The sequence below is a fragment of the Sphingobium sp. TomTYG73 genome (assembly GCF_055394245.1).
In genome coordinates, this window is the sequence record NZ_AP027339.1 from 1584598 (window position 1) to 1607444 (window position 22847).

The window sequence follows — 22847 nt, forward strand, 5'->3', positions numbered from 1 at the left end:
GGATGACAAGCGCAATGACTGATCTGCTGACGCCGGTAGAATCATGGGAAGGGCTGAATCCCTCCTTGGGCATGGTCCAACCCGATCTGATCGGATGCCTTAGCCGTTCAATCGGCCGCCTGATCCTCTTCGATGCCAATGGGATGAAGCGACCAAGCGCCGCACCGTCAATTTCGCCCCATCGATCCTACAACAGCACCAACTGCGCGACCGGGGCAAAGCTGCGGCGGTGCAGCGGCGTCGGCCCATGTTCGCGTAACGCCGCCAGATGCATCGGGCTGCCATAGCCCTTGTTGCTTTCCCAGCCATAATGGGGATGCACCGCCGCCGCCTCTATCATCATGCGGTCGCGCGCTTCCTTGGCCAATATCGACGCGGCGGCGATGGAGAGGCATTTGGCGTCGCCCTCCACCACAGCCGTCGACGCCCACCGCCATTTCGGGCAACGATTGCCGTCCACCAGCACATGTGCGCAATCATGCGCCAGCGCCTCCACCGCCCGCGTCATCGCCAGCATCGTCGCCCACAGGATGTTGATCTCATCAATCTCCTCGACCGACGCGACCCCGATCCCCCAGCACAGCGCCCGCGCCTTGATCTCGACCTCCAGCACGGCGCGCCGAGCGGCGGTCAGCTGCTTGCTGTCGTTAAGGCCATCCGGGCAATCCTCCTGCCGCAGGATGACGGCAGCGGCCACCACCGGCCCCGCAAGCGGCCCCCTGCCCGCTTCGTCCACCCCGGCGACCAAGCCCGGATGATGCAACCGCTCATGCGCAAAATCAGGCATGCTGGTGAAACCCGAACGGCGCCCCCATAGGCCCATGACCCTGCCCCAGCCCCGGCGCCAACATCAACGCCTCTCGAACATATTTACGAGCAAATTCAATAGCTTCTGTTAGTCCTGAACCCTGCCCCAGCCGAGCAGCAATAGCACTGGCCAAGGTACACCCGGTCCCATGCGTATGAATCGTTTCAATTCGCGCATTGCTCCATGACTTTACTAACCCCTGCGGCCCAATCAGCCGATCCGTCAGCATCGCCCCCTCGCCATGCCCACCCTTCGCCAGCACATGCGTACCGAAACGGATCGCAATCTCCTCGCCCCCCAACGCCTCCAGCTCAGGAATGTTCGGCGTCACCAAAGTCGCCAGCGCCATCAACCGCTCAAACGCCGCAATCGTCGCCACGTCCGCCAGCACCGATCCACTAGTAGCGACCATCACCGGATCGAATATGATCGGAACATCGACCAATTCCGCCAGTCGATCAGCAACTGTCTGCGCCGTCTCCGCCGAACCGATCATCCCGATCTTCACCGCATCAACACCGATGTCGCTGATGACGCTATCCATCTGCTGCACCACCATCTCCGTCGGCACCGCATGCACGCCCTGCACCCCCAGCGTATTCTGAGCAGTGATCGCAGTGATCGCCGTCATCGCATGCCCACCCAGCAGCGTGACTGTACGGATATCCGCCTGAATGCCAGCCCCCCCGCCACTGTCCGAACCAGCGATGATCAAAATGCGCGCGGGCTTCATCCCTTGTAGTGACGCTCGGTAGAGGCGGGATGGCGCGCAAGCGCATCGCCTATGCGTGTCGGCCGGTCCATCAGTTCCCCGCCGCAATTAGGGCAACGGTCATCAAGCGCCTCGGCACAGGCAGCGCAAAAGGTGCATTCGAATGAGCAAATGAACGCACCCGGCTCCGCAGCTGGCAGATCCTCGCCGCATCGTTCGCAATCAGGACGCATATCCAGCATCAGGCTGCCACCCTCGCCACCGCGTCGCATATCCGTTCGACGACGTCCTTCACCTGATCTTCCCGATCGCCCTCGGCCATGACACGGATCACAGGCTCTGTGCCGGACGGACGAATGACCAATCTGCCGCAACCATTCAATTCACCCTCCGCCTGCGCGATCACCCGCTTAACCTCCTCATGCTCCAGCGGCTTGCCCCCGGAAAAGCGGACATTTTTGAGTAGTTGAGGCACGGGATCAAACTGATGCAGAACTTCGCTGGCGGGCTTGCCCGCGCGGACAAGCGCAGCAAGCACCTGAAGCGCCGCTACGGTCCCATCGCCGGTCGTCGCATAGTCGGACAGGATCATGTGACCCGACTGTTCACCGCCGACATTGAAGCCACCCTCACGCATCCGCTCCAGCACATAGCGATCCCCAACCTTGGTGCGCTCGAGATTAATGCCTTGCGCGGCCAGGAAGCGCTCCAAGCCGAGGTTGGACATAACCGTCGCAACCAATCCGCCCCCCCGCAGCAATCCGTCGCGTGCGAAATTGCTGGCGATCAGCGCCATGATCTGATCGCCATCAACGATCTGGCCCTTCTCATCCACGACGATCAGCCGGTCGGCATCGCCGTCAAGAGCGATCCCGATGTCCGCACCGGACGACACGACCGTTTCCTGGCACAGAAGCGGGGAGGTCGATCCACAACCATCATTGATATTGATGCCATTCGGCGTCACCCCAATCGCGATCACCTCAGCGCCCAATTCCCACAGAGCCGACGGCGCGACCTGGTAAGCAGCACCGTTCGCGCAATCGACGACGATCTTCAGCCCGTCGAGGCGAAGGTCGGCGGGAAAGCTGGATTTGACCGCATGGATGTAGCGGCCCCGGGCATCCTCGACCCGGCGCGCACGTCCGATTTCCGATGATGCTGCAAGCGGAATATCCTGCTCCAGCATCGCCTCTATCTTCATCTCATCTTCGTCGGAAAGTTTGTAACCATCGGGTCCGAACAGCTTGATCCCGTTGTCCGCATAGGGATTGTGACTGGCCGAAATCATGACGCCCAAATCTGCCCGCATCGAATGAGCAAGCAGCGCCACGGCAGGCGTGGGAATCGGCCCGAACTGAACAACGTCCATCCCCACCGCAGTGAACCCCGCGACCAGCGCGTTTTCGACCATATAGCCGGACAGGCGCGTGTCCTTGCCGATCACAACCCGATGCCTATGGCTCCCCCGCTGAAAATGCTTCCCGGCGGCCATGCCGACCTTCATCGCCAGTTCGGCGGTCATCGGCCATCGGTTCGTACGGCCCCTGATCCCGTCGGTGCCGAAATAACGCCTGCTCATGATTCTGTCCTGCAACGCGACCTAAGTTGCCGTCGTCCATAGCAATCTTTGTTCGACTTTCCACTGGCCGACAGTCATCCCATAGCAGATGGACGGTTTCAATGCAGCGGTGGACGCGCTTTCAAGTGCGGTCTTCTTCAAGGTACCCGTTCTGGGTGTCCGGATCGAACTGATCGTCCTTTATCTTGCGGTCCCGATGTTGTTTTTCACCATCTGGCTAGGCTTCCCCAATGTCCGCGCCGTGGGACGAGCGTTAAGAATATTGCGGACCCAGCCAGGCGTAGGCGAGGCCACGGGCGACGTCAGTCAGTGGGGCGCTTTGACTACCGCGCTCGCCGGAACGATCGGCCTCGGCAACATCGCCGGGGTCGCGGTTGCCTTGACCATGGGTGGGCCGGGCGCGATCTTGTGGATGTTCGTGATCGGCTGGTTCGCAATGACCGTGAAGATGGCCGAAGTGACGCTCGGCCTCAAATACCGGACATTCGATCAGCGCGGCCATGTGCATGGTGGCCCCATGTATGTGCTCAAAGCCATAGGCACGACCCGAGGCTGGCCCCGTCTTGGGCTGACGCTCGGCGGCCTTTACGCCTTCTTCGCCCTGTTTGGCGCGATCCCGATGGTCCAGGTTAACCAGAGCTTCGCGCAGGTGAAGGTTGTGACCGGTCTCTCTAACGGTTGGGCCTATGGCGTGCTTCTGGCCGCCGCCGTGGCGTTGGTGACATTGGGCGGCGCGGCATGGCTTGGCGAGGTCGCGAAACGGCTCACCCCGCTCAAGGTGGCCGTCTATCTCATTGGTGTCGCTGCCGTCCTCATCATCCACGCGCCAGCTATACCCGACGCATTGGCCCAGATATGGCACGGCGCCTGGAATGGAAGCGCGGCCACAGGGGGCGCTGTCGGCGCCTTTGTCTCGGGAATGAGGCGAGCGGTCTTTGCGAGCGAGGCCGGTGTCGGCTCTGCGGTGATGGCCCACAGCCTGGCACGAGTGCGTCATCCGGTTTCAGAAGGACTGGTGGCCCTGCTTGAAGCGCTGCTCGGCACAATGATCGTCTGTTCGGTGGGTGGTCTGGCGCTGGTGGTCGCGGGCACTTGGACGTCGGGACTGGAAGGTATCGCGATCACGTCCGCCGCCTTCTCGCAGGTATCACCGTGGTTTCCATGGCTGCTAGCGATCGTCGTTGTGCTGTTCGCCTATTCCACGCTTGTCGCATGGGGCTTTTACGGCCTTCAGGCTTGGTGATACCTGTTCGGTCATGGTCCAGAGGCGCAGTGGAGTTACAAGATCCTCTATATCGTCGCGCTGCCTCCTGCGGCCGCGATCGACCTTGGTCGGGTCGTGGACATCGTCGATAGCAGCTTCTTCCTGATGGCGATTCCCAACGTCATTGCCCTCTATCTCTGTGCGGGGGAATTACGGCGAGACGTGCGTGCCTATCTAAGCGAAGCGGAAGAACATGCCTCACCAAGCGGATTTAAGGACTAACCGATAAGCGAAAGGCCCCACCAGTTGGCGAGGCCTCTCTTAAATTATATCGGGTTGGGTTGGTTCAGATCTTGTCGCCAAGCGCACCCTTCACAGAGCCTTTGATGTCCTGAGCGGTGCCCTTAGCCTGCTGCGCCTTTCCCTCTGCGACCAGATCGGCATCATTCTGGTTCCGGCCCGCAGATTCCTTGACCGCTCCAGCAATCTTATTGCCTGCCGCTTTAACCTTGTCAGTCATTTCACCCATAACGTCCTCCTGTCGAAAGCTACGATGGGTCAACAACTTGGAGTAACCGAAGGTTGCCACCGGTACGATTACGCAACGGTTGCAGACAAAGAAAAAGGGCCGGAAAAACCGGCCCCTTCCAAAATAATGGTAGCTGACGCTTAGCGCTTCGAGAACTGGAAGCTGCGGCGAGCCTTGGCGCGGCCATACTTCTTACGCTCGACGGTACGGCTATCGCGGGTCAGGAAGCCTTCGGCCTTGACCGCGCTACGCAGCGCCGGTTCATACTTCGACAGAGCCTGGGCAATGCCGTGCTTGACCGCACCAGCCTGGCCCGAGAGACCACCGCCCTTGACGGTGGCGATCACATCATACTGACCTTCACGCTCAGTGATGCCGAAGGGCTGGTTGATCACCAGACGCAGGGTCGGACGAGCGAAATATACTTCCTGATCGCGGCCATTGACCGTGATCTTGCCGGTGCCGGGCTTCACCCAGACGCGGGCAACGGCATCCTTACGGCGGCCGGTGGCGTAGGCGCGGCCAAGGCTGTCGATTTCCTGGGCGCGCAGCGGAGCCGAGGGCTGAACAGGAGCGATCGGCGCGTCGGCAGCGACGGTCTCACCAGCGGCGGGCGCGGGAGCGTTGGTGGTCAGCGACGCGAGGTCGGACAGGGACTGGCGGTTATCAGACATTATGCACCCACCTTGTTCTTGCGGTTGCGCGATGCAAAATCGAGCACTTCGGGGTTCTGCGCTTCGTGCGGATGTTCAGCACCGGCGAAGATGCGCAGGTTGCGCATCTGCTGACGGCCGAGCGGACCACGGGGGATCATGCGCTCAACGGCCTTTTCCAGGACGCGCTCAGGGAAACGGCCTTCCAGGATCTTGGCGGGCGTGGTTTCCTTAATGCCACCAGCATAGCCGGTGTGCTTGTAGTAAACCTTGTCGGTCAGCTTGCGGCCGGTGAACTTCACCTTGCCAGCGTTGATGATGATGACATTGTCACCGCAATCGACGTGGGGCGTGAAGCTGGTCTTGTGCTTGCCGCGAAGGATGTTCGCGACGGTCGAGGCGAGGCGGCCGACGACGAGACCTTCCGCGTCGATCAGGATCCACTTCTTTTCGACCGTTGCCGGGGTTGCCGGCTTAGTGGTCTTCATCAGCGCCTTCATGGTGCCAATCTCCAGAATGAAATAGTGAATTGAACGCGTTTTGAGGGCGTTCAAAGATGGGCGCTAATGACCGGCGAGGTTCAAGAAGTCAAGAGATTCGGCGGGTTTCCTGACGGGTAAAATAATACCCGTCACTTTGCGATCTGTTCAGCCACCCATTTTGCGTAGCGTAAATCAGCGCTTTCCACCGGTAATGCGAGGATTGCGGGCACTTCATAGTCGTGAAGCTCCGCGATGCGCGCCATCAGCGCGTCGCGGCGCGAGGGCGTGGTCTTGAACAACACCGGCACCTCCGCCGCGCTTTCCAGCACGCCGTTCCATTCATAGAGCGACGTCGCAGCCCCGAGCATGTTGGCGCAAGCAGCAAGCCCTTCCCCGATAAGCTGGCGCGCGACGCGGTCGGCGGCCTCCGCGGAGCCGAAGAGCGTGTAGACGAGCGCGACGCCGCTCACCCCCGGCGCGACCCGACCGCATGCGCGCCCCAGGCGGCGGAAGCGACGACGAGGGCGCCGACCGCCTGATGCAGCACCGCGAGCGGCAAGGCGATGCCGCTGACGACAGTGGCGATGCCCAGCGCGATCTGCGTGCCGACGGCAGCGTTGATGGCGATTGAGGGACCGCGCCGCCCCGCCCGCTTTGCCTTACGCGCAAGCAGGACCAACATCGCGGCGGCAACCCATGCCCACCAGCGATGGATGAAATGGACGAGATAAGGGTCGCTGGACAAGGTCGCCCAAAGCGATCCCAGCCACGAAATCCCCTCCGGCACGAGATGGTCGTTCATGAGCGGCCATGTGTTCGAGACATAACCGGCGTCGAGCCCAGCGGTGAACGCGCCGAACATCAGCTGGACCAACAGCACCAGCAGGGCGACCAGCGCAAAGGGCTTCAGCGCAGCAGGACGGGCGGCAGGGTTCCGCGCCAAGGCAAACAGATCAAGCGCGGTCCAGATGAGGCCGCCGATGATGAAAAGTGCCGTCAGCAGATGAACCGCGAGCCGGTAATGGCTGACATCGGTGCGCACGGACAGGCCAGAAGTCACCATCCACCAACCAATCGCACCCTGAAGGCCGCCGAGCGCCAGCAAAGCGACGAGACGCCAGCCGTAGCCGTACGGGATAGCGCGGCGAAAGGCGAACCACAGGAGCGGCAGGGCAAAGGCGAGGCCTATCAATCGTCCAAGAAGCCGATGCACCCATTCCCAGAAGAAGATGAACTGGAAATCGGACAGGGTCATGCCCTGCCGCAATTGCTGATATTCGGGGATCTGCTGATAGAGGCGGAAGGCGTCCATCCACTGATCATGGGTCAGCGGCGGAATGGCGCCGGTGATCGGTTTCCACTGCGTTATCGACAGGCCCGATTCGGTAAGCCGGGTAATGCCGCCCACCACCACCATGCAGAAAACGAGCGCTGCCACCGTGAGCAGCCAGCGGGCGATCGCGACGGGACGGGAAACATCCATGGCCGGGCGAAGGGCAAGTTCAGTCATGGCGCCGATCCATGCGCCGATGCCCGGATTGTTGCAAGAGGGCGACCATAGGACAAAAGGTCGCAACGCTCCGTAACGAGCGGATACAAATCAACGGACAGGCGTATCCCGTCTATGCACTTCTTAACAGAGGATAATCGATGAGCGCCCCGGCGACCCACATTGCCGGGATGATCGCTGCACAGGGTCCGATCGGGGACCTGACGGCGCGCATCGGCCATGCGTCCCCTCTGGGGCCGGTCAGCCGATGGTCGCCTGCACTGATATCAACGGTGCGGCTGATGCTGTCTTCCAAGGCAGAAATCGTTCTGTTCTGGGGCCCGGAACTCTGCGCACTCTATAATGAAGCCTATGCGCCGACGATCGGCGACAAGCATCCGGGGGCATTGGGCCGTCCGGCGCGGGAGAATTGGGCCGAGCTGTGGGACGATCTGGAGCCGCTGCTGCTGTCGGTGATCGAGCGGGGCGAGACGGTGCATGCCAAGGACCGCCCCTTTTACATCGAACGCGACGGCGGCCGTGGCGAGGAAGTCTATTTCGACATCAGCTATTCCCCCGTGTTCGAAGCAGACGGGTCGATCGGCGGGGCGCTGTGCATCGTCAGTGAGACGACGCAGCGCGTCCGAACCGAGCGAGAGATGCTGGCGGATCGGAACCGATTATGGACGCTGGCCCGCGACCCTTTTCTGATCGCCGACATGGACGGCACATGGCTGTCCGCCAGCCCCGCATGGACGGACATATTGGGATGGAGCCAAGAGGAGCTGATCGGCCGCACGTCGGAATGGATGGAGCATCCCGATGATGTCGCACGCGTCCGGAAAGAAGTTGACACGCTCCAGCAAGGCGTTCCCTCGCTGCGCTTCGAAAACAGGTTCCGAACAAAGGACGGCGGCTATCGCAACTTCAGCTGGACGGCCGTGCCGGACAATGGGCTGATCTATTGTGTGGCGCGGGATGTCACCGAACAGCGCGCCCATGCCCGCGCGCTTGCCGAAGCGGAAGCCGCGTTGCGGCAAGCGCAGAAGATGGAGACGCTAGGCCAGTTGACCGGCGGCGTGGCCCATGACTTCAACAACCTGTTGCAGGTGGTGACGGGCAATCTTGAACTGCTCCAGCGCGGCCTCAAAGATAATGAGCGGATGCGCCGTGCGGCGGACAATGCGATGGCGGGCGCCGAACGTGCGGCCATGCTGACGCAGCGGCTGCTCGCCTTTTCCCGCCGCCAGCCATTAGCGCCCGAGCGCGTGAACCCCAACCGGCTGGTGAGCCGCATGTCGGAGCTGTTAAGCCGCACTTTGGGCGAGCGGATCGAGGTTGAGACGATCCAGACCGCGCGCGCCTGGCCGATCGAGGTCGATCTTAATCAGATGGAAAATGCGCTGTTGAATCTGGCGGTCAATGCGCGCGATGCGATGCCCGATGGCGGCAAGCTGACCATCGAGGTCGCCAATACACATATAGATGACCGTTACGCGGCGCAGGAAGAGGATGTGCAGCCCGGACAATATGTGCTGATCAGCCTGTCGGACACGGGACAGGGCATGGATGCGGAGACGTTGAGCCATGCGATCGAGCCGTTCTTCACCACCAAGGAGGTGGGTCGTGGCACCGGGCTTGGGCTGTCCATGGTCTATGGTTTCATCAAGCAATCCGGCGGCCACATCCGGGTGTATTCGGAGGTCGGCGAAGGGACGAGCGTCAAGATTTACCTCCCTCGTTTCCATGGCCTGGTGCCCGCAAATGATCAATTGGAGGAGGCACCGCCCCCGGTCGTAAGCGGGGGCGATGAGACGGTTCTCGTGTGCGAGGATGACGATAAAGTCCGCGCCTATGCGGTCGAGGTGCTGAACGAGTTGGGATATCGAGTGATCGAAGCCAGTAACGGAGCGGCGGCGCTGGATGCGCTGGAGCAGGCCCCGGTGCCGGTCGATCTGCTATTTACCGATGTCGTGCTGCCCGGTGGGATGACCGGCGCCGACGTTGCGCGGGAAGCGGCGGTGAGGCGGCCAGAGCTTAAGATCCTGTTCGCGACCGGATATGCGCGCAACGCTATTTTCCACCATGGGCGGTTGGACCCGGGGGTGGAGTTGCTGACCAAGCCTTTTACTTACGCGGAACTGGCGGGGAAAGTGCGTGAGGTGTTGGACCGGCGGGAAGAGCAGAGGGTGGGGTAGGTTGAGCTTTGGAGTGGCTTCGCTTCGCTCGGCCTGAACGGGGGTGGGGCAGTTCAGCCCCGTCAAAGCCTCGCCCCGATCCAATCACTTTAAATCCGTTCGGGCTGAGCTTGTCGAAGCCCTTTCCTTTCTTGAGAAGGAAGTGGAGCCCTGCGACAGGCTCAGGGCGAACGGAGATAGGGGTTAGCGCACTTAGCCAATGGCGCGCCATGCCGTGACCAACGCCCTCGCGCGTTCCGCCACCGTCGCGGCATTGTCGCCGGGGCGGTATAAAGCGCCGCCGACGCCAATGCCTTCGCAGCCTGCGCCGAGCCATTGGCCGATCGTGTCGGCGCCAGTGCCGCCCACTGCCCAGAGGCCGACATGGCGCGGCAGCACTTCCTTGATGGCCTTTATATAGGCGGGGCCAAGGCTGGCAGCGGGGAACAGTTTCAGACGGCGAGCGCCAGCGCGAACGGCGGCGAAGCCTTCGCTGGGGGTCATGAAGCCGGGCAGCATATCGAAGCCATATTGCGCGCCTCGCGCGATGACGGCCGGGTCGGTGTTAGGCGTGACCATGATGCGTCCGCCGGTGCGACGCAGATCGTCCACCGCCTCTACCGTCAGCACGGTGCCGCCGCCGATCAGCGCGGTGGCGCCGAACGCCTGTTGGAGCGCGGTGATGCTTTCGAAGGGTTCGGGCGAGTTCAGCGGTACTTCGATGATGCGGATGCCCGCATCGATGAGGGCCGCGCCGATCTCTACCGCCTCTTCGGGGCGAAGGCCGCGCAGGATTGCGGCGATGGGGGGTGCGCCGGCTGCAAGAAGGGAATCTAGGGTCATGCGGCATTCTCCGGAAGGGTGAGGCCAGCGAGGACGCAATCGTCGCCGCTCAAGGATCGGGAAGCAAGGCCTTGCGCCTCCAGCGCCTCTGCATAGTGGGTGCAAAGACGCTGGTCGCCGATGAGGGTGATGCCGCTTACTTCGCCGAGCATGGCGCGCACTTCCGCGATTTCGCAGCCGATGAGCAGGCCGGAGAGGTAGCCAGCGGCCCAATCGGGGGAGCGTCCGGCGCGCAGGCGTTTGGCGCGGGCGGCGAAGAGGTTGGTGAGGAGGCGGCCCTCCCCTGCCCGGCCGAGGCCTTCGGCGAAACCTTCGGCTTCTTCGGAAGCTTCGGCGGGGGCGGCTTTGGAGCCGAGGGTGGAGTGATCGCGCAGCAGGGCGAAGAGTTCGCCGGTGGGCACGGTGCGAAAGCTGACGATGCGGCCATCCTCGACCAGCGACCATTTATTGTGGGTGCCGGGAAGGACGATGAGGTGGCGGCCCTGCGCAAGGTCGGGATGGCGATGCATTGCGCCGAAGATTTGCGTTTCTTCGCCGCGCATGACGTCGGGCACGCCGTCCTTGTCGGTGCAGGCCAGGCCCGCGAGGATCGTGACGGGCGTGCCTTGCCAGTCGAAGCGCATGGCCGCAGTGCGCCATTGCTCCGCGGTGGCGGGGCAGTCGGCATAGGGCGCCTCGACCCAGCCATCGCGCGCGCCCGCCATGCCGCACAGGCGGATGCTGCCGGGGGTGCCGTCTTCCAGCCAGGGCGCGATGGTTTGCGCGAAGGCTTGCGTGGCATTCGCGCCCGCTTCGGCAATGCCGGGACCTTCGCGGCGGGCGGTGACTTGCCCTTGCTCCATGCGGAAGAGGCGCAGGCGGCTGGTGCCCCAGTCGCCGACGACGTCATAGCTGCTCATGCCGAAGTCATTTCCGTTCTTGTCTGCTTATTTGTATGAGTATATGCAACGGTCGATAGCGTCAATGCGTCGCGCACCTCATGTCTTTCAGGAACTCTCATGGCCGCTTCGTCTCAGCCCAACCGGAAATTGCGCAGCCGCGCCTGGTTCGACAATCCCGACAATATCGACATGACGGCGCTCTATGTGGAGCGTTACCTGAACTTCGGGTTGAGCCTGGAGGAACTGCGCAGCGGCAAGCCGATCATCGGCATCGCGCAGACGGGGAGCGACTTGTCGCCCTGCAACCGGCATCATCTGGTGCTGGCCGAGCGGATTCGCGAGGGCATCCGCGAGATGGGCGGGATCGCGCTGGAATTTCCGGTGCATCCGATCCAGGAGACTGGCAAGCGGCCGACGGCGGGGCTGGACCGCAACCTTGCCTATTTGGGGCTGGTCGAGGCTTTGTACGGCTATCCGATCGACGGCGTGGTGCTGACGACGGGCTGCGACAAGACGACGCCTGCGCTGTTGATGGCGGCGGCGACGGTGAATATTCCCGCGATCGCGCTGTCGGTCGGGCCGATGCTGAATGGCTGGCACAAGGGGCAGCGGACGGGATCGGGCACGATCGTCTGGCATGCGCGGCAGCTGCTGGCGGCGGGGAAGATCGATGATGAGGGCTTTATCAAGCTCGTCGCTTCGTCGGCGCCCTCGACCGGCTATTGCAACACGATGGGCACGGCGACGACGATGAACTCGCTGGCCGAGGCGCTGGGAATGATGTTGCCGGGATCGGCGGCGATCCCCGCGCCCTATCGCGACCGGCAGGAGGCGGCTTGGCGCACGGGCAAGCGGATCGTGGAGATGGTGGCGGAGGACTTGAAGCCGTCCGACATATTGACGCTGGATGCCTTTCATAACGCGATCGTCGTGAACTCGGCGATCGGGGGATCGACCAATGCGCCTATCCATCTGGCGGCGATCGCGCGGCATGTCGGTGTTGAACTGCCGCTGAAGGATTGGGAGACGGTGGGGCATGACGTGCCGCTGCTGGTGAACCTGCAACCGGCGGGCGAATATCTGGGCGAGGATTATTATCATGCCGGGGGCGTGCCTGCGGTGGTGGGACAGCTGATCGCGCAGGGCCTGATCCGCGAGGGCGCGATGACGGTCAACGGGCGGACGATGGGGGAGAATTGCCGGGATGTCGGAATCGAGGATGAGAATGTCATCCGTCCTTTTGCCCAGCCGCTGAAGGAGGAGGCGGGATTCCTGGTGCTGTCGGGCAATTTGTTCGACGCGGCGATCATGAAGACGAGCGTCATCAGCGAGGAATTCCGGCAGCGATACCTGTCCAATCCTGACGATCCCAATGCCTTCGAGGGGCCGGCGGTCGTGTTCGACGGGCCGGAGGATTATCATGCGCGGATCGACGATCCGGCGGTGGGCATCACGCCCAACACGCTGATGTTCATGCGCGGCGCGGGGCCGATCGGCTATCCGGGCGCGGCGGAGGTCGTGAACATGCGGCCGCCCGCTTACCTGATCACCGAAGGCGTGTCCGCCCTGCCCTGCATCGGCGACGGGCGGCAATCGGGGACTTCGGGGAGTCCTTCGATCCTCAACGCTTCGCCGGAGGCTGCGGCGATGGGCGGGCTGGCGCTGCTGAAGACTGGGGACCGGGTGCGGATGGACCTGAAGGCGCGGACGGTGAATGTGCTTATTCCCGACGAGGAACTGGAGGCCCGGCGGGCGGCATTGCGGGCCGAGGGCGGTTATACCTATCCCGCTTCGCAGACGCCGTGGCAGGAGATTCAGCGGGCGCTGGTGGGGCAGTTGGACAAGGGCGCGATCCTGGAGGGTGCGGAGAAATTCCAGCGGATTGCCCAGACTCAGGGCCTTCCGCGCGACAATCACTAAGAGATAAGGGAAGCGGCATGAGCGGCATCATCAAGGCGGGGCTGGTTGGCTTGGGCAAGATCGCCCGCGATCAGCATCTGCCCGCTATCGAACAGACAAGCGGCATCGATCTGGTCGCGGTCGCCAGCCGCAACGCGCAGGCGGACGGGGTGAACAATTACCCTACGCTCGACGCGATGCTGGCGGGAGAGCCGGACATGAATGCGGTGATACTGTGCCAGCCGCCGCAGGTGCGGTACGAAGCCGCGCGCAAGGCCATATTGGCGGGCAAACATGTGTTTCTGGAAAAGCCCCCCGGCGCGACGGTGACGGAGGTCGAGGCGCTCATCGCCCTGGCGAAGGCGCAGGGCGTGACGCTGTATGCGAGTTGGCACAGTCGCCATGCCGCCGCCGTGGCGCAGGCAAAGGCATGGCTCGCCGTGCGCAAGGTCACGCGCGTGTCGATCGAATGGCGCGAAGATGTGCGGCACTGGCATCCGGGCCAGCCGTGGATTTGGGAAGCGGGCGGCTTTGGCGTGTTCGATCCGGGCATCAATGCGCTGTCGATCCTGACCGAAATCATGCCGGAGCCGGTGACGATGCTGTCCGCCAGCCTGGAAGTTCCTGCCAATAAGGACGCCCCCATCGCCGCTGCCCTGAAGATGGCGAGCGCGTCGGGCGCGCCGATCGATGCAGCGTTCGACTGGCGGCAGACCGGCCCGCAAACATGGGACATTGCGGTCGAGACAGACGATGGCGGGCTGATCCTGTCAGAGGGCGGAAACCGCCTGACGCTGAACGGGGACGTGATGGTGCAGGCGCCCGACCATGAATATCCCGATATGTACCGCCTGTTCGTCGAACTGGCGGGCCAAGGCGCGATCGATGCGGATACCAGCCCATTGCGGCTGGTGGCTGACGCCTTCCTTTGCGGCAAGCATTGCCCTACGGCGGCGTTCGACGATTAGACAAAAGGAGCATGGCATTGGGGAGGGAAGACCGGCGTCCAGCCGAACGCAAGTTCGGACATGAGGAAGGCGGCCTTCGCATTCATCAGGCCATTGCCCGGCAGCTTGGCACTGCCATCGTCGCGGGAGTCCACAAGCCCGGCGATATTTTCGAAGGTGAGATCGAAGCCGCCGAACGGCTGGGCGTGTCCCGCACCGCCTATCGGGAAGCGGTACGCATTTTGGTGGCCAAGGGCATGCTGGAAAGTCGCCCCAAGGCTGGCACGCGCGTCCTGCCGCGCAGCCGCTGGAATGTGCTGGACCCGGAGATGCTCGCCTGGATGTTCGCGGGAGAACCCGACCCCGCCTTCGTCCGTGACTTGTTTGAACTGCGCGGCGTCATAGAGCCAGCTGCGGCGGAACTGGCGGCGCGGCGGCGCACCGATGCGCAGCTTTCGGCGATGGAGCAGGCGCTGACGAGCATGCGCGATCATGGCCTTTCGACGGAAGAGGGACGCGCGGCCGACCGGCGTTTTCACCATGCCATCCTTGCCGCGACACAAAATGACGCTCTGGCTGCGCTGGCAAGTTCGGTGGGCGCGGCGGTCAGCTGGACCACGACATTCAAGCAGCGGAAGAAGTCGCCGCCGCGCGATCCTTTCGCGGATCATCGCGCTGTGTTCGACGCGATTGCTTTGCGGGATGCGGACGGGGCGCAATCGGCGATGGCGGAGCTGCTGCGGCTGGCGCTGGCGGATATGGATGTTGCGCTTTCCGGGCCGGGGGTGGGTTCTTGATGGGCGCTATCGGAGGGTGAGCCGGAATCTACGCGCATCGACACTTTACGTCATCCCAGCGAAAGCTGGGATCTTGGGCGAAATGGTACTGCACCTCCTGAGATCCCAGCTTTCGCTGGGATGACGGGACGGGGGTGTCGTTTTGTGAAGCGGGCCGTGACGCCGATCGGATCAGCTTTGATCGATGAGGTCCCGAAGGCGACTTGCCAGTTCCTGTAGCGTGAACGGTTTTGCGAGCAAGGCGATGTCCGGATCCAGCTTTCCGTCGCGCAGGAAGCCATCGCGTGTGTAGCCGCTGGTGTAGAGAATCTTGAGGTCAGGCCTTAATGCGCGGGCCTTTTCGCTCAACTCCTTGCCGGACATTCCCGGCATAACCACATCGGTGAAAAGCAGGTCGATCGGCTGATCATCCGCTTCGATCAGGCGCAGTGCAGCGTTGCCATCGGCTGCCTCCAGAGCCCGGTAGCCAAGTTCGCGCAAAGTCTCGACGGAATAGGCACGCACGCCGTCGTCATCTTCCACCACCAATATGGTTTCCCCATTGGCTGACAGGTCGTGCGGGGCGGCCTTTTCCTGCGCTTCATCCGCCTCCCCCATAAAGCGCGGCAGGTAGATTTTGACGGTGGTCCCCTGCCCCTGTTTCGACAGCACTTCGACATGGCCGCCCGACTGCTTGACGAAGCCGTAGACCTGACTGAGGCCGAGCCCCGTGCCTCGGCCGATTTCCTTGGTCGTGAAAAAGGGTTCGAAGATGCGCGTCAGCACGGGGGGCGCCATGCCCGTGCCGGTGTCGCTGACCGCAACCATCACATAATTGCCCGGCGTCACGTCACCACAAGCGGCGGCATAGCCGCTGTCCAAATGTGCGTTGCCGGTTTCGATCGTCAGCGTCCCGCCGTCCGCCATGGCATCGCGGGCATTCACCGCGAGGTTCAGCAGCGTGCTTTCGATCTGGTTGGGATCGGCCTCTACCAGCCATAGATGCGGGCCGCTCACCGTTTTCAGCTGAATAAGTTCGCCAAGGGCGCGCTTCAGCAGATCAGAAAGCCCGTCCACCACCCGGTCCAGGTACAGCGGCTTGGGCGACAAGGGTTGCCGCCGGGAAAAGGCGAGCAGCCGCTGGGTGAGCGACGCCGCACGCTCGGCCCCCTGCCGCGCATTGGCGATCGCACGGCTGATCTTCGCCGGGTCCGATCCCTTTTCCAGATTGCGTTCGGCCAGTTCGATATTGCCATTGATGACGGTCAGCAGATTGTTGAAGTCGTGCGCGATGCCGCCGGTGAGTTGTCCCACCGCCTCCATCTTCTGCGCCTGACGCAGTTGTTCCTCGACCGCCCGTTTTTCGGTGAGATCGCGCGTCACCTTTGCAAAGCCGATCAGACGGCCCTGATCGTCATGAATGGCATCGACGATGATGCTGGCCCAGAATTCGGACCCGTCCTTGCGCACGCGCCAGCCTTCAGCCTCAAACCGCCCGGCGCTGGCCGCGACCTGAAGGGTGTGGGCTGGCATGCCCGCTTGCTGGTCCGGATCGGTGTAGAAGCAGGAGAAGTGACGCCCGACGATTTCATGGGCCGTATAGCCCTTGATCCGTTCCGCCCCAGCGTTCCAGTTGGTGATCGTGCCGTTCGCGTCCAGCATGCACATGGCGTAATCGGTCACGCCCTGGACCAGCAGGCCGAAGCGCCGTTCGCTTTGTTCCAGTTCGCGGAAGGCGGCGCGAATCTGTTCGGTGCGCTGTTCGATCCGCTGTTCCAGCGTGGCGTTCAGCTGGCGCAATTCTCCTTCCGCCACCGTTCGCGCCGCGATTTCCCGCTGCGCCTTATGATGGAGGCGGGCATTATCGATGGCGATCGACGCGTGCCCGGCGACACCGGCCATGATCTTTTCATGTTCGGCGGTGAAGCGGCCGGGCAGATGATGACCGAAGAAGAGGCCGCCCTGCACTTCGCCGCTTTGCGAGATGACCGGCACCGCGAGATAGCTGGTGACGGGCAAGTGGCCGGGCGGCATGCCCTTGTGCGGGGCGTTATGACCATAACGGGCGTCCTGCCGGATGTCATCGGACCGGAAGATGCCCTCGCCTAAGAAAGTGGGTGCAAAAACGGCCGTGTTGCGCGGCATGGGAAAGTCGGCAAAGGCTTCCCTTGGAACGCCCGATAGGCTGTACAGCATGTAGCTCTCACCATGCTGGTCGATCAGATTATAGAAAAAGGCGCCGAATTCAGCGCCGGTCAGTTCCACGGCGGCGTCGGTGATCGTCTGAACGACTATGTCCAGATTCGGCTCGGCGGCGACAGCGGCGCCTATGCGATTGATGATCTCGAACGAGGTCTGCAACGACACGTTGCGCACGGCGGCCCCGACAAGCCGGGCAAGCTGGCCGAGCAAGTCGACCGAAAAATCGTCCGGCGCATTTGCCCGTGACCAATAGGCGCCGATCGCCATCGGCTGCGATCCGGTTTCGACCGGCGTCATCACCATGCTGCGGACGAAGGTGTCCGCGTACAAATGATGGGGGACGCGCGCGTCGGCGAAAATATCGGGGATGACCGCCGCCTCCCCATGCGCCATCACCCAGCCGGAAACGCAGGCCGAACGTGGGAACCTTTGCCCCTTCCACAGCGGTTCGACGGCATCTTCGGCGACGTATAGGCAGTCATCGCCCTCCGCCAGCACGACCGTGATGCCCTGCGCCCCTGCGATGGTACGCGCCGCCGTCCGCACGACTTCCACCACGTCGTCCAGCGAACGGGCGTTCGCCAGACGCTCCGCTGCCGCGAACAATGGCGTCCATCGGTGAGGAGCGTCTTGAGCAGGCAGCAACGTGTCCAACAAAGCAGCTTTCGGAAATTGGGACGCCCCAGCATAACGCTTTGTTTTTGAACCGCCAACCGCCCGAATTGCCGCAAGATGGTGAAAAGCTCTTAACCCTGATTGCATAAACGGGGGTTGATGAAGGTCAGGGCGGCGAGGCGGGCAATCGGTTATGATCGCGCCGAGGCTGCACGATCGATTCGCGTCGTTCAGCAAAATGGCTGGGAGGCGGCATGGCGGACATGGATCGCCTGCGCCAGATGCCCGCCGAGCTTTTCGGTGATGAAGGGAAAGCGCATCCCGGACAGCCGCGTGCTCGTGCAGTTAGCCCATAGCTGTCCGGGATGACCTCATCGCCATTCAGGGAATGACAACGCTGTCTTTCTTTAGACATTTGCGATGATCGATCAAGTCCCTTTTTGCTGTCTTGAGCCGAAAATCCGGACGCGATCCTTGGCCCCTGCGCCTCAGCCTTGTGCTGGGCGGCATTTCCGTGCCAAGGCCGGAAAAATGCGTAGGGGCTGTCACACAGGATTGGGCGAAATTCGCCGGGAGTTTCATGGCCAGCATCCATGACGTGGCGGCACTGGCGCGCGTTTCGATCAAGACCGTCTCGCGCGTGGTCAACAAGGCGCCCAATGTCAGCGAGGAACTGCGGGACCGGGTGACCGCGGCGATAGCGGAGCTGGACTATCGCCCGAACCAGTCCGCGCGGAGGCTGGCTGGCGGACGGTCGTTCATGATCGCCTTCCTCTACAATAATCCGGTGGCAAGCTACATCAGCGGCATTCAGGCAGGCGCCGTCAACCGGTGCCGGGAACTGGGCTATCATCTGGTGGTCGAGCTGATCCCGTTGGCGGGTGAGGAGCGGTTCGACATATTGGAGGGGCTTGCGGCGGCGCTGCGTCCGGATGGCGTATTCCTCGCGCCTCCCCTGTCCGACGATCCCGCCGTGCTGGAATGGCTGGCCCGCAAGAAGCTGCCCTGCGCCCGGATAGCGGGGCCGAATGGGGCGCAGAGCCTGAATATCGTTACGCCGGAATGGGCCGCCGGACGGATGGTGGCCGATCATCTGCTTGGCCTGGGTCATCGCCGGATCGGCGTCATCACGCCGCCGTCCGGCCATGAGGCAGCGACGCATCGCGTGGACGGGTTTCGCGAGGGGCTGGCGGCAGCGGGGCTGGCGGAGGAGCCTGAATTGTTCGTCGAGGGCGGGTTTGACTATCCGTCGGGGATCGCGGCGGGCGAGATGCTGTTGGGGCTGGCCGAGCCGCCGACCGCGATCTTTGCGACCAACGACGACATGGCGCTGGGCGTTCTGCAACTGGCGCGGCAGCGGGGCCTGAGGGTGCCGGATGATCTTTCGGTGGTCGGGTTCGACGATACGCCCGCCAGCGCGACGGCCTGGCCGCCGCTCACGACCGTGCGGCAGCCGCTGGCGCAGATGGGCGCGGCCGTCATCGACGCGCTGATCAACCGACCCGCCAAGGCGCCGCAGTTCGATTTCGAGCTGGTGCGGCGCGAAAGTTCCGCGCCGCCGACTGCCTAGCCTGCGTAGAGCGGCGTCGGCATGCCCTTCACACCGGCATCGACCTCAAACAGGCCGCCGTCATAGTCGCTGTCCGGCAATCCGACGGCCGCCGAACTCACGAACATGCGATCGAGCGCGGGGCCTGCAAAACAGATGTTCGTCACCTGCTGCGCGGGCAACGCGATGGCACGGTCCAGCTTGCCATCCGGAGTGAAGCGGCTGATGCGGCTGCCGCTCCAATGCGCGATCCAGAGATGTCCTTCGGCATCCACCGTCATGCCGTCGGGATAGCCGTCCGCGTCGCCGAACTGGATGAAGACTTCTCGCGCGGAAAGGCCGCCGCCTTCGGTGCGGGCGAAGCGGTAGACGGTTCGGCGCGCGCTGTCGGTGTGATAAAGCCAGTTGCCGCAGGGGGAAAAGGCAGGGCCGTTGGGCACGCGATAGCCGCTGTCCATCCGGGTCCAGCGACCGTCCGGGTCCAGCCGGTAGAAGGCCCCGCTATCCTCCTTCTCCGCCATGTCCATCGTGCCGCACCAGATGCGTCCTTCCGCATCCGCCTTGCCATCGTTCATGCGATTGCCGGGCAAATGCTGTTCAGGGTCGCCGAACGGCTCGATCGTCAGCGGATCGAGAGAAAGGCGCGCGAAACCGCTCTGCAATCCGGCGATGAAGCCGCCCCCCTGCCGCTCGGAAACCCAGCCGATCGGCTCCGGCATGGCCCAGCGGTCGATGCGGCCATCCGTCAGCGACAGCCGATTGAGCGCGGGTGCGATGATGTCGGTCCAATAGACCGCATTGTCGCGCGCCGACCAGAGAGTGCCCTCGCCCAGCTGATCGCGAATGTCGCGCTTGATGAGTTGCCACTGCGCCATGGGTCAGCGCTTTACCGAGAGGCGATAGATCATGACGTGGCGATAGGGCTTGCCGGGATCGACCCGAGCCGAAGGGAAATTTGGGTGATTTGGCGCATCGGGGAAATTCTGTGGCTCAAGCGCGAAGCCGTCGCCCATGCGATAGAGATGACTGTTTTTACCAAGGAATGTCCCGTCGAGAAAATTGCCGGAGTAGAATTGAAGTCCAGGCTCCGTGCTCAGCACTTCAAGCACGCGTCCTGACCCAGGGTCCTCAAGACGCGCAGCCAGTTCCGGCGTCGCCGTCTGCCCCTTGTCCAACACCCAATTATGATCATAGCCCCGCCCGAAAGTGATTTGCTGATCGGCGCCGTCGCGCACGGCATCGTCCACGCGGCGAGGGACGCGGAAGTCGAACGACGTTCCCGCGACCGGCCTGATCTCGCCGGTGGGAATGAGTCCCGCATCGACGGGCGTGTAGGCTTTGGCGGGTATCGTCAGCAAATGACCAAGGGCGCCGCCCGGTGCCCCCTCGCCCGCCAGATTGAATATGGCATGGTTAGTGAGATTGACGATCGTGGGCTTGCTCGCCTTCGCCTCGAAACTGATGGTCAGGCCGCCGCTTTCGTCCAGTGCGTAGCTGATGCGGGTGTCAAGCTGGCCGGGATAGCCCGCCTCCCCATTCGGGCTGCTGTAGGAGAGGACGACTTCGGGCCGCGGTTCGCGGCGAACCGACACGACCTTCCACACCTGCTTGTCGAACCCCTTGCCGCCGCCGTGCAGCGTATTGCCCTTGTCATTGAGGGGCAGCTGGTAGGTCTGACCATCCAGAGTGAACCGGCCATGCCCGATGCGGTTGGCATAGCGGCCAACGGTCACCCCAAAATAATCGGGCCGAGCCAGATAGCCCGCCAGATCATCATAACCGAGCAGCACGTCGGCCTGCTTGCCGTCCCGATCCGGCCCCGTCAGCGATTGCAAAGTCGCGCCATAGGTAAGAATGCGGGCCGAAACGCCGTGGTCGTTAGAGAGCGTGATCGCTTCGACCGCCGTGCCGTCTGGAAGCTGTCCTGCGGGGGCGCGGCTGGCTTCACCCGCCCATGCTGACGTGCTTGCCATCAGACATGCAAAATAATAGGACGGCGATGTTCGAAAAGCATGGCTGATCCAGCCCCTCTGCATACGATCCCCTTACCGCCGGAGTATATTGACGCCCGACCGGCAGCTATATACTCGGACAAATTGAAGCAGCACAAGCCTGTTGGCGCCTGTTGGAGAAGATGAATGCCTGCACCTCCCTCATCATCAGCCACTCTGACGGCGGGCGACCACCCCGCCACCCGGTACGGGCCTGCCCTGACGCTGCTGGCCAGCCTGTTCTTCATGTGGGGCTTTATCACCGTCATCAACAACACGTTGCTGCCGCATCTGCGCAGCGTGTTCGAACTGAACTATACCCAGACAACGTTGATCGAGTCCGTCTGGTTCATCGCCTACTTCGTGGCGTCCATTCCGTCGGCCAAGCTGATCGAACGCGTCGGCTATCAAAAGGCGCTGGTGATCGGGCTGCTGATCATGGCGGCGGGAGCATTGGGCATGATGCTGGCGGCCAGCCTGCCATCCTATGGCGTCACCTTGGCCATGTTGTTCATCATCGCCAGCGGCATCACGCTGTTGCAGGTGGCCGCCAATCCCTATGTGGCGGTCGTCGGCAAGCCGGAGACAGCGTCGTCACGCCTCAATCTGGTGCAGGCGATGAACTCGGCTGGCACGATGCTCGCTCCGCTGTTCGGCGCCTATCTGATCCTTGGCCGATCAAAGGGCGGCACGGCGAGCGCGGACGTCGTCCTGACCCAGGCGGAACGGTTGGCCGATGCGCAATCGGTGATCCTGCCCTACGGCCTGGTTGCCGCGGTCCTGCTGGTGCTGGCGATCGTGATCGCTCGCTTTCCCCTGCCCGCCATGGGTTCGTCCACCTCGCGTCTGGCGAAGGAGGACCGCAAGAACCACTCGCTCTGGGCGCATCGCAACCTGGTCTTCGGCGTCCCCGCCATCTTCATTTACCTGATCGCGGAGATCGGCGTCGCCAACCTCTTCGTGAATTTTGTCAGCCAGCCTGACATCGCCAACCTGACCCATGAGCAGGCAGGCCGCTATCTGAGCTTCCTGTGGGGCGGCATGATGGTCGGCCGTTTCGTGGGATCGGCGATCATGCAGAAGGTGGACGCGGGCAAGGTGCTGGCGGCCTTCGCGACCGGATCGTTCATCGTGATGCTTGTCGCGGTCTTCAGCCACGGGCCGGTCGCCATGTGGGCGCTGATTCTGGTGGGCCTGGGCCATTCGATCATGTTCCCGACCATCTTCACCCTGGGCATTCGTGGCCTGGGGCCGCTGACCGAGGAAGGATCGGGCCTGCTGATCATGGCGATCGCTGGCGGATCGCTGGTGGTGGTGCAGGGATGGCTGGCCGACAATTATGGCTTGCAAAACAGCTTCCTGCTGACGGCCGTCTGCGAACTCTACATCCTCTTCTATGCCCTTTGGGGTTCAAGGCCCACGCACGCGTTGCCTGATCAGCATCTGGAATAATGCGCGCATAGCGGTATCAAGCGAAGGCCGGGGTGCAGATAGCGCCCCGGCCTTTT

At 62.9% G+C, this 22847-nt stretch carries 20 protein-coding genes and 1 pseudogene; 7 read left to right on the forward strand and 14 right to left on the reverse strand.

Going from position 1 to position 22847, the window contains the following annotated elements:
* Positions 1-187: 187 nt before the first annotated feature.
* The 4 genes from ACZ5TH_RS08015 to glmM are packed head-to-tail and all read right to left on the reverse strand — an operon-like array spanning position 188 to position 3102.
* A complete protein-coding gene (locus ACZ5TH_RS08015) occupies positions 188-787 on the reverse strand; it encodes a ribonuclease HII (RefSeq protein WP_460986269.1) in 600 nt (199 codons plus the stop codon).
* Complete coding sequence (gene thiD / locus ACZ5TH_RS08020; RefSeq protein ID WP_464793542.1) at positions 780-1541, reverse strand: bifunctional hydroxymethylpyrimidine kinase/phosphomethylpyrimidine kinase; 762 nt, start codon at positions 1539-1541, stop codon at positions 780-782. Before thiD ends, ACZ5TH_RS08015 begins: the two co-directional genes overlap by 8 nt.
* Entirely contained in the window at positions 1538-1762 is a 225-nt protein-coding gene (locus ACZ5TH_RS08025) for a DUF1272 domain-containing protein (RefSeq protein WP_460986271.1), read from the reverse strand. Before ACZ5TH_RS08025 ends, thiD begins: the two co-directional genes overlap by 4 nt.
* On the reverse strand, positions 1762-3102 hold the full coding sequence (gene glmM / locus ACZ5TH_RS08030; protein WP_464793543.1) for a phosphoglucosamine mutase: 1341 nt from the start codon (positions 3100-3102) through the stop codon (positions 1762-1764). Before glmM ends, ACZ5TH_RS08025 begins: the two co-directional genes overlap by 1 nt.
* An 88-nt stretch (positions 3103-3190) precedes the next feature.
* Between glmM and ACZ5TH_RS08035 the strand changes: the two are divergent.
* Positions 3191-4588, forward strand: a pseudogene (locus ACZ5TH_RS08035) (alanine/glycine:cation symporter family protein).
* A gap of 64 nt (positions 4589-4652) precedes the next feature.
* Here the strand turns inward: ACZ5TH_RS08035 and ACZ5TH_RS08040 are convergent.
* The 5 genes from ACZ5TH_RS08040 to ACZ5TH_RS08060 form a co-directional block, all read right to left on the reverse strand.
* Positions 4653-4835 (reverse strand): CsbD family protein, encoded by a 183-nt coding sequence (locus ACZ5TH_RS08040; protein WP_464793544.1) that lies wholly within the window; start codon positions 4833-4835, stop codon positions 4653-4655.
* A 140-nt stretch (positions 4836-4975) separates the two neighbouring features.
* Positions 4976-5509: a 30S ribosomal protein S9 gene (gene rpsI / locus ACZ5TH_RS08045; RefSeq protein ID WP_464787091.1), complete on the reverse strand. Its 534-nt coding sequence runs from the start codon at positions 5507-5509 to the stop codon at positions 4976-4978.
* Entirely contained in the window at positions 5509-5988 is a 480-nt protein-coding gene (rplM, locus tag ACZ5TH_RS08050; RefSeq protein WP_097092068.1) for a 50S ribosomal protein L13, read from the reverse strand. Before rplM ends, rpsI begins: the two co-directional genes overlap by 1 nt.
* Positions 5989-6119: 131 nt before the next feature.
* Positions 6120-6440 (reverse strand): divalent-cation tolerance protein CutA, encoded by a 321-nt coding sequence (gene cutA / locus ACZ5TH_RS08055; RefSeq protein WP_464793545.1) that lies wholly within the window; start codon positions 6438-6440, stop codon positions 6120-6122.
* Positions 6437-7480, reverse strand: coding sequence for a COX15/CtaA family protein (locus ACZ5TH_RS08060; RefSeq protein WP_449473608.1), 1044 nt, complete (start codon positions 7478-7480; stop codon positions 6437-6439). Before ACZ5TH_RS08060 ends, cutA begins: the two co-directional genes overlap by 4 nt.
* A 140-nt stretch (positions 7481-7620) precedes the next feature.
* Here ACZ5TH_RS08060 and ACZ5TH_RS08065 point away from each other — a divergent pair, with 140 nt between their 5' ends.
* Entirely contained in the window at positions 7621-9657 is a 2037-nt protein-coding gene (locus ACZ5TH_RS08065) for a hybrid sensor histidine kinase/response regulator (protein ID WP_464793546.1), read from the forward strand.
* 192 nt (positions 9658-9849) lie between these two features.
* On the opposite strand, the gene ACZ5TH_RS08070 is transcribed toward ACZ5TH_RS08065, so the two are convergent.
* Entirely contained in the window at positions 9850-10479 is a 630-nt protein-coding gene (locus ACZ5TH_RS08070; protein WP_460986277.1) for a 2-dehydro-3-deoxy-6-phosphogalactonate aldolase, read from the reverse strand.
* Positions 10476-11378 (reverse strand): 2-dehydro-3-deoxygalactonokinase, encoded by a 903-nt coding sequence (locus tag ACZ5TH_RS08075; RefSeq protein WP_464793547.1) that lies wholly within the window; start codon positions 11376-11378, stop codon positions 10476-10478. Before ACZ5TH_RS08075 ends, ACZ5TH_RS08070 begins: the two co-directional genes overlap by 4 nt.
* Before the next feature lie 99 nt (positions 11379-11477).
* On the opposite strand from ACZ5TH_RS08075, the gene ACZ5TH_RS08080 reads away from it, so the two are divergent.
* Genes ACZ5TH_RS08080 through ACZ5TH_RS08090 form a run of 3 tightly spaced genes read left to right on the forward strand, consistent with a single transcriptional unit; the run spans position 11478 to position 15003 of the window.
* Complete coding sequence (locus tag ACZ5TH_RS08080) at positions 11478-13280, forward strand: IlvD/Edd family dehydratase (protein WP_464793548.1); 1803 nt, start codon at positions 11478-11480, stop codon at positions 13278-13280.
* Positions 13281-13297: 17 nt separating this feature from the next.
* Positions 13298-14227 (forward strand): Gfo/Idh/MocA family protein, encoded by a 930-nt coding sequence (locus ACZ5TH_RS08085; protein WP_464793549.1) that lies wholly within the window; start codon positions 13298-13300, stop codon positions 14225-14227.
* Between the two features lie 11 nt (positions 14228-14238).
* Positions 14239-15003, forward strand: a complete 765-nt coding sequence (locus tag ACZ5TH_RS08090; protein WP_464793550.1) for a FadR/GntR family transcriptional regulator — start codon at positions 14239-14241, stop codon at positions 15001-15003.
* Between the two features lie 171 nt (positions 15004-15174).
* Here ACZ5TH_RS08090 and ACZ5TH_RS08095 read toward each other — a convergent pair whose 3' ends face one another.
* On the reverse strand, positions 15175-17790 hold the full coding sequence (locus tag ACZ5TH_RS08095; protein WP_464793551.1) for a GAF domain-containing hybrid sensor histidine kinase/response regulator: 2616 nt from the start codon (positions 17788-17790) through the stop codon (positions 15175-15177).
* A 589-nt stretch (positions 17791-18379) separates the two neighbouring features.
* Here ACZ5TH_RS08095 and ACZ5TH_RS08100 point away from each other — a divergent pair.
* Positions 18380-19369 carry a LacI family DNA-binding transcriptional regulator gene (locus ACZ5TH_RS08100; protein ID WP_449473622.1) on the forward strand — a complete coding sequence of 330 codons (990 nt, stop codon included), beginning with the start codon at positions 18380-18382 and terminating at the stop codon, positions 19367-19369.
* Here ACZ5TH_RS08100 and ACZ5TH_RS08105 read toward each other — a convergent pair.
* Together ACZ5TH_RS08105 and ACZ5TH_RS08110 are read right to left on the reverse strand one after the other, a co-directional pair.
* The gene (locus ACZ5TH_RS08105) at positions 19366-20223 is read right to left on the reverse strand and encodes an SMP-30/gluconolactonase/LRE family protein (RefSeq protein ID WP_464793552.1); all 858 of its coding nucleotides are present in this window, start codon (positions 20221-20223) and stop codon (positions 19366-19368) included. The genes ACZ5TH_RS08100 and ACZ5TH_RS08105 overlap by 4 nt on opposite strands.
* Before the next feature lie 3 nt (positions 20224-20226).
* Complete coding sequence (locus ACZ5TH_RS08110) at positions 20227-21321, reverse strand: aldose epimerase family protein (RefSeq protein ID WP_464793553.1); 1095 nt, start codon at positions 21319-21321, stop codon at positions 20227-20229.
* Positions 21322-21486: 165 nt separating this feature from the next.
* On the opposite strand from ACZ5TH_RS08110, the gene ACZ5TH_RS08115 reads away from it, so the two are divergent.
* Entirely contained in the window at positions 21487-22791 is a 1305-nt protein-coding gene (locus ACZ5TH_RS08115; protein WP_449473626.1) for a sugar MFS transporter, read from the forward strand.
* Positions 22792-22847: the final 56 nt, after the last annotated feature.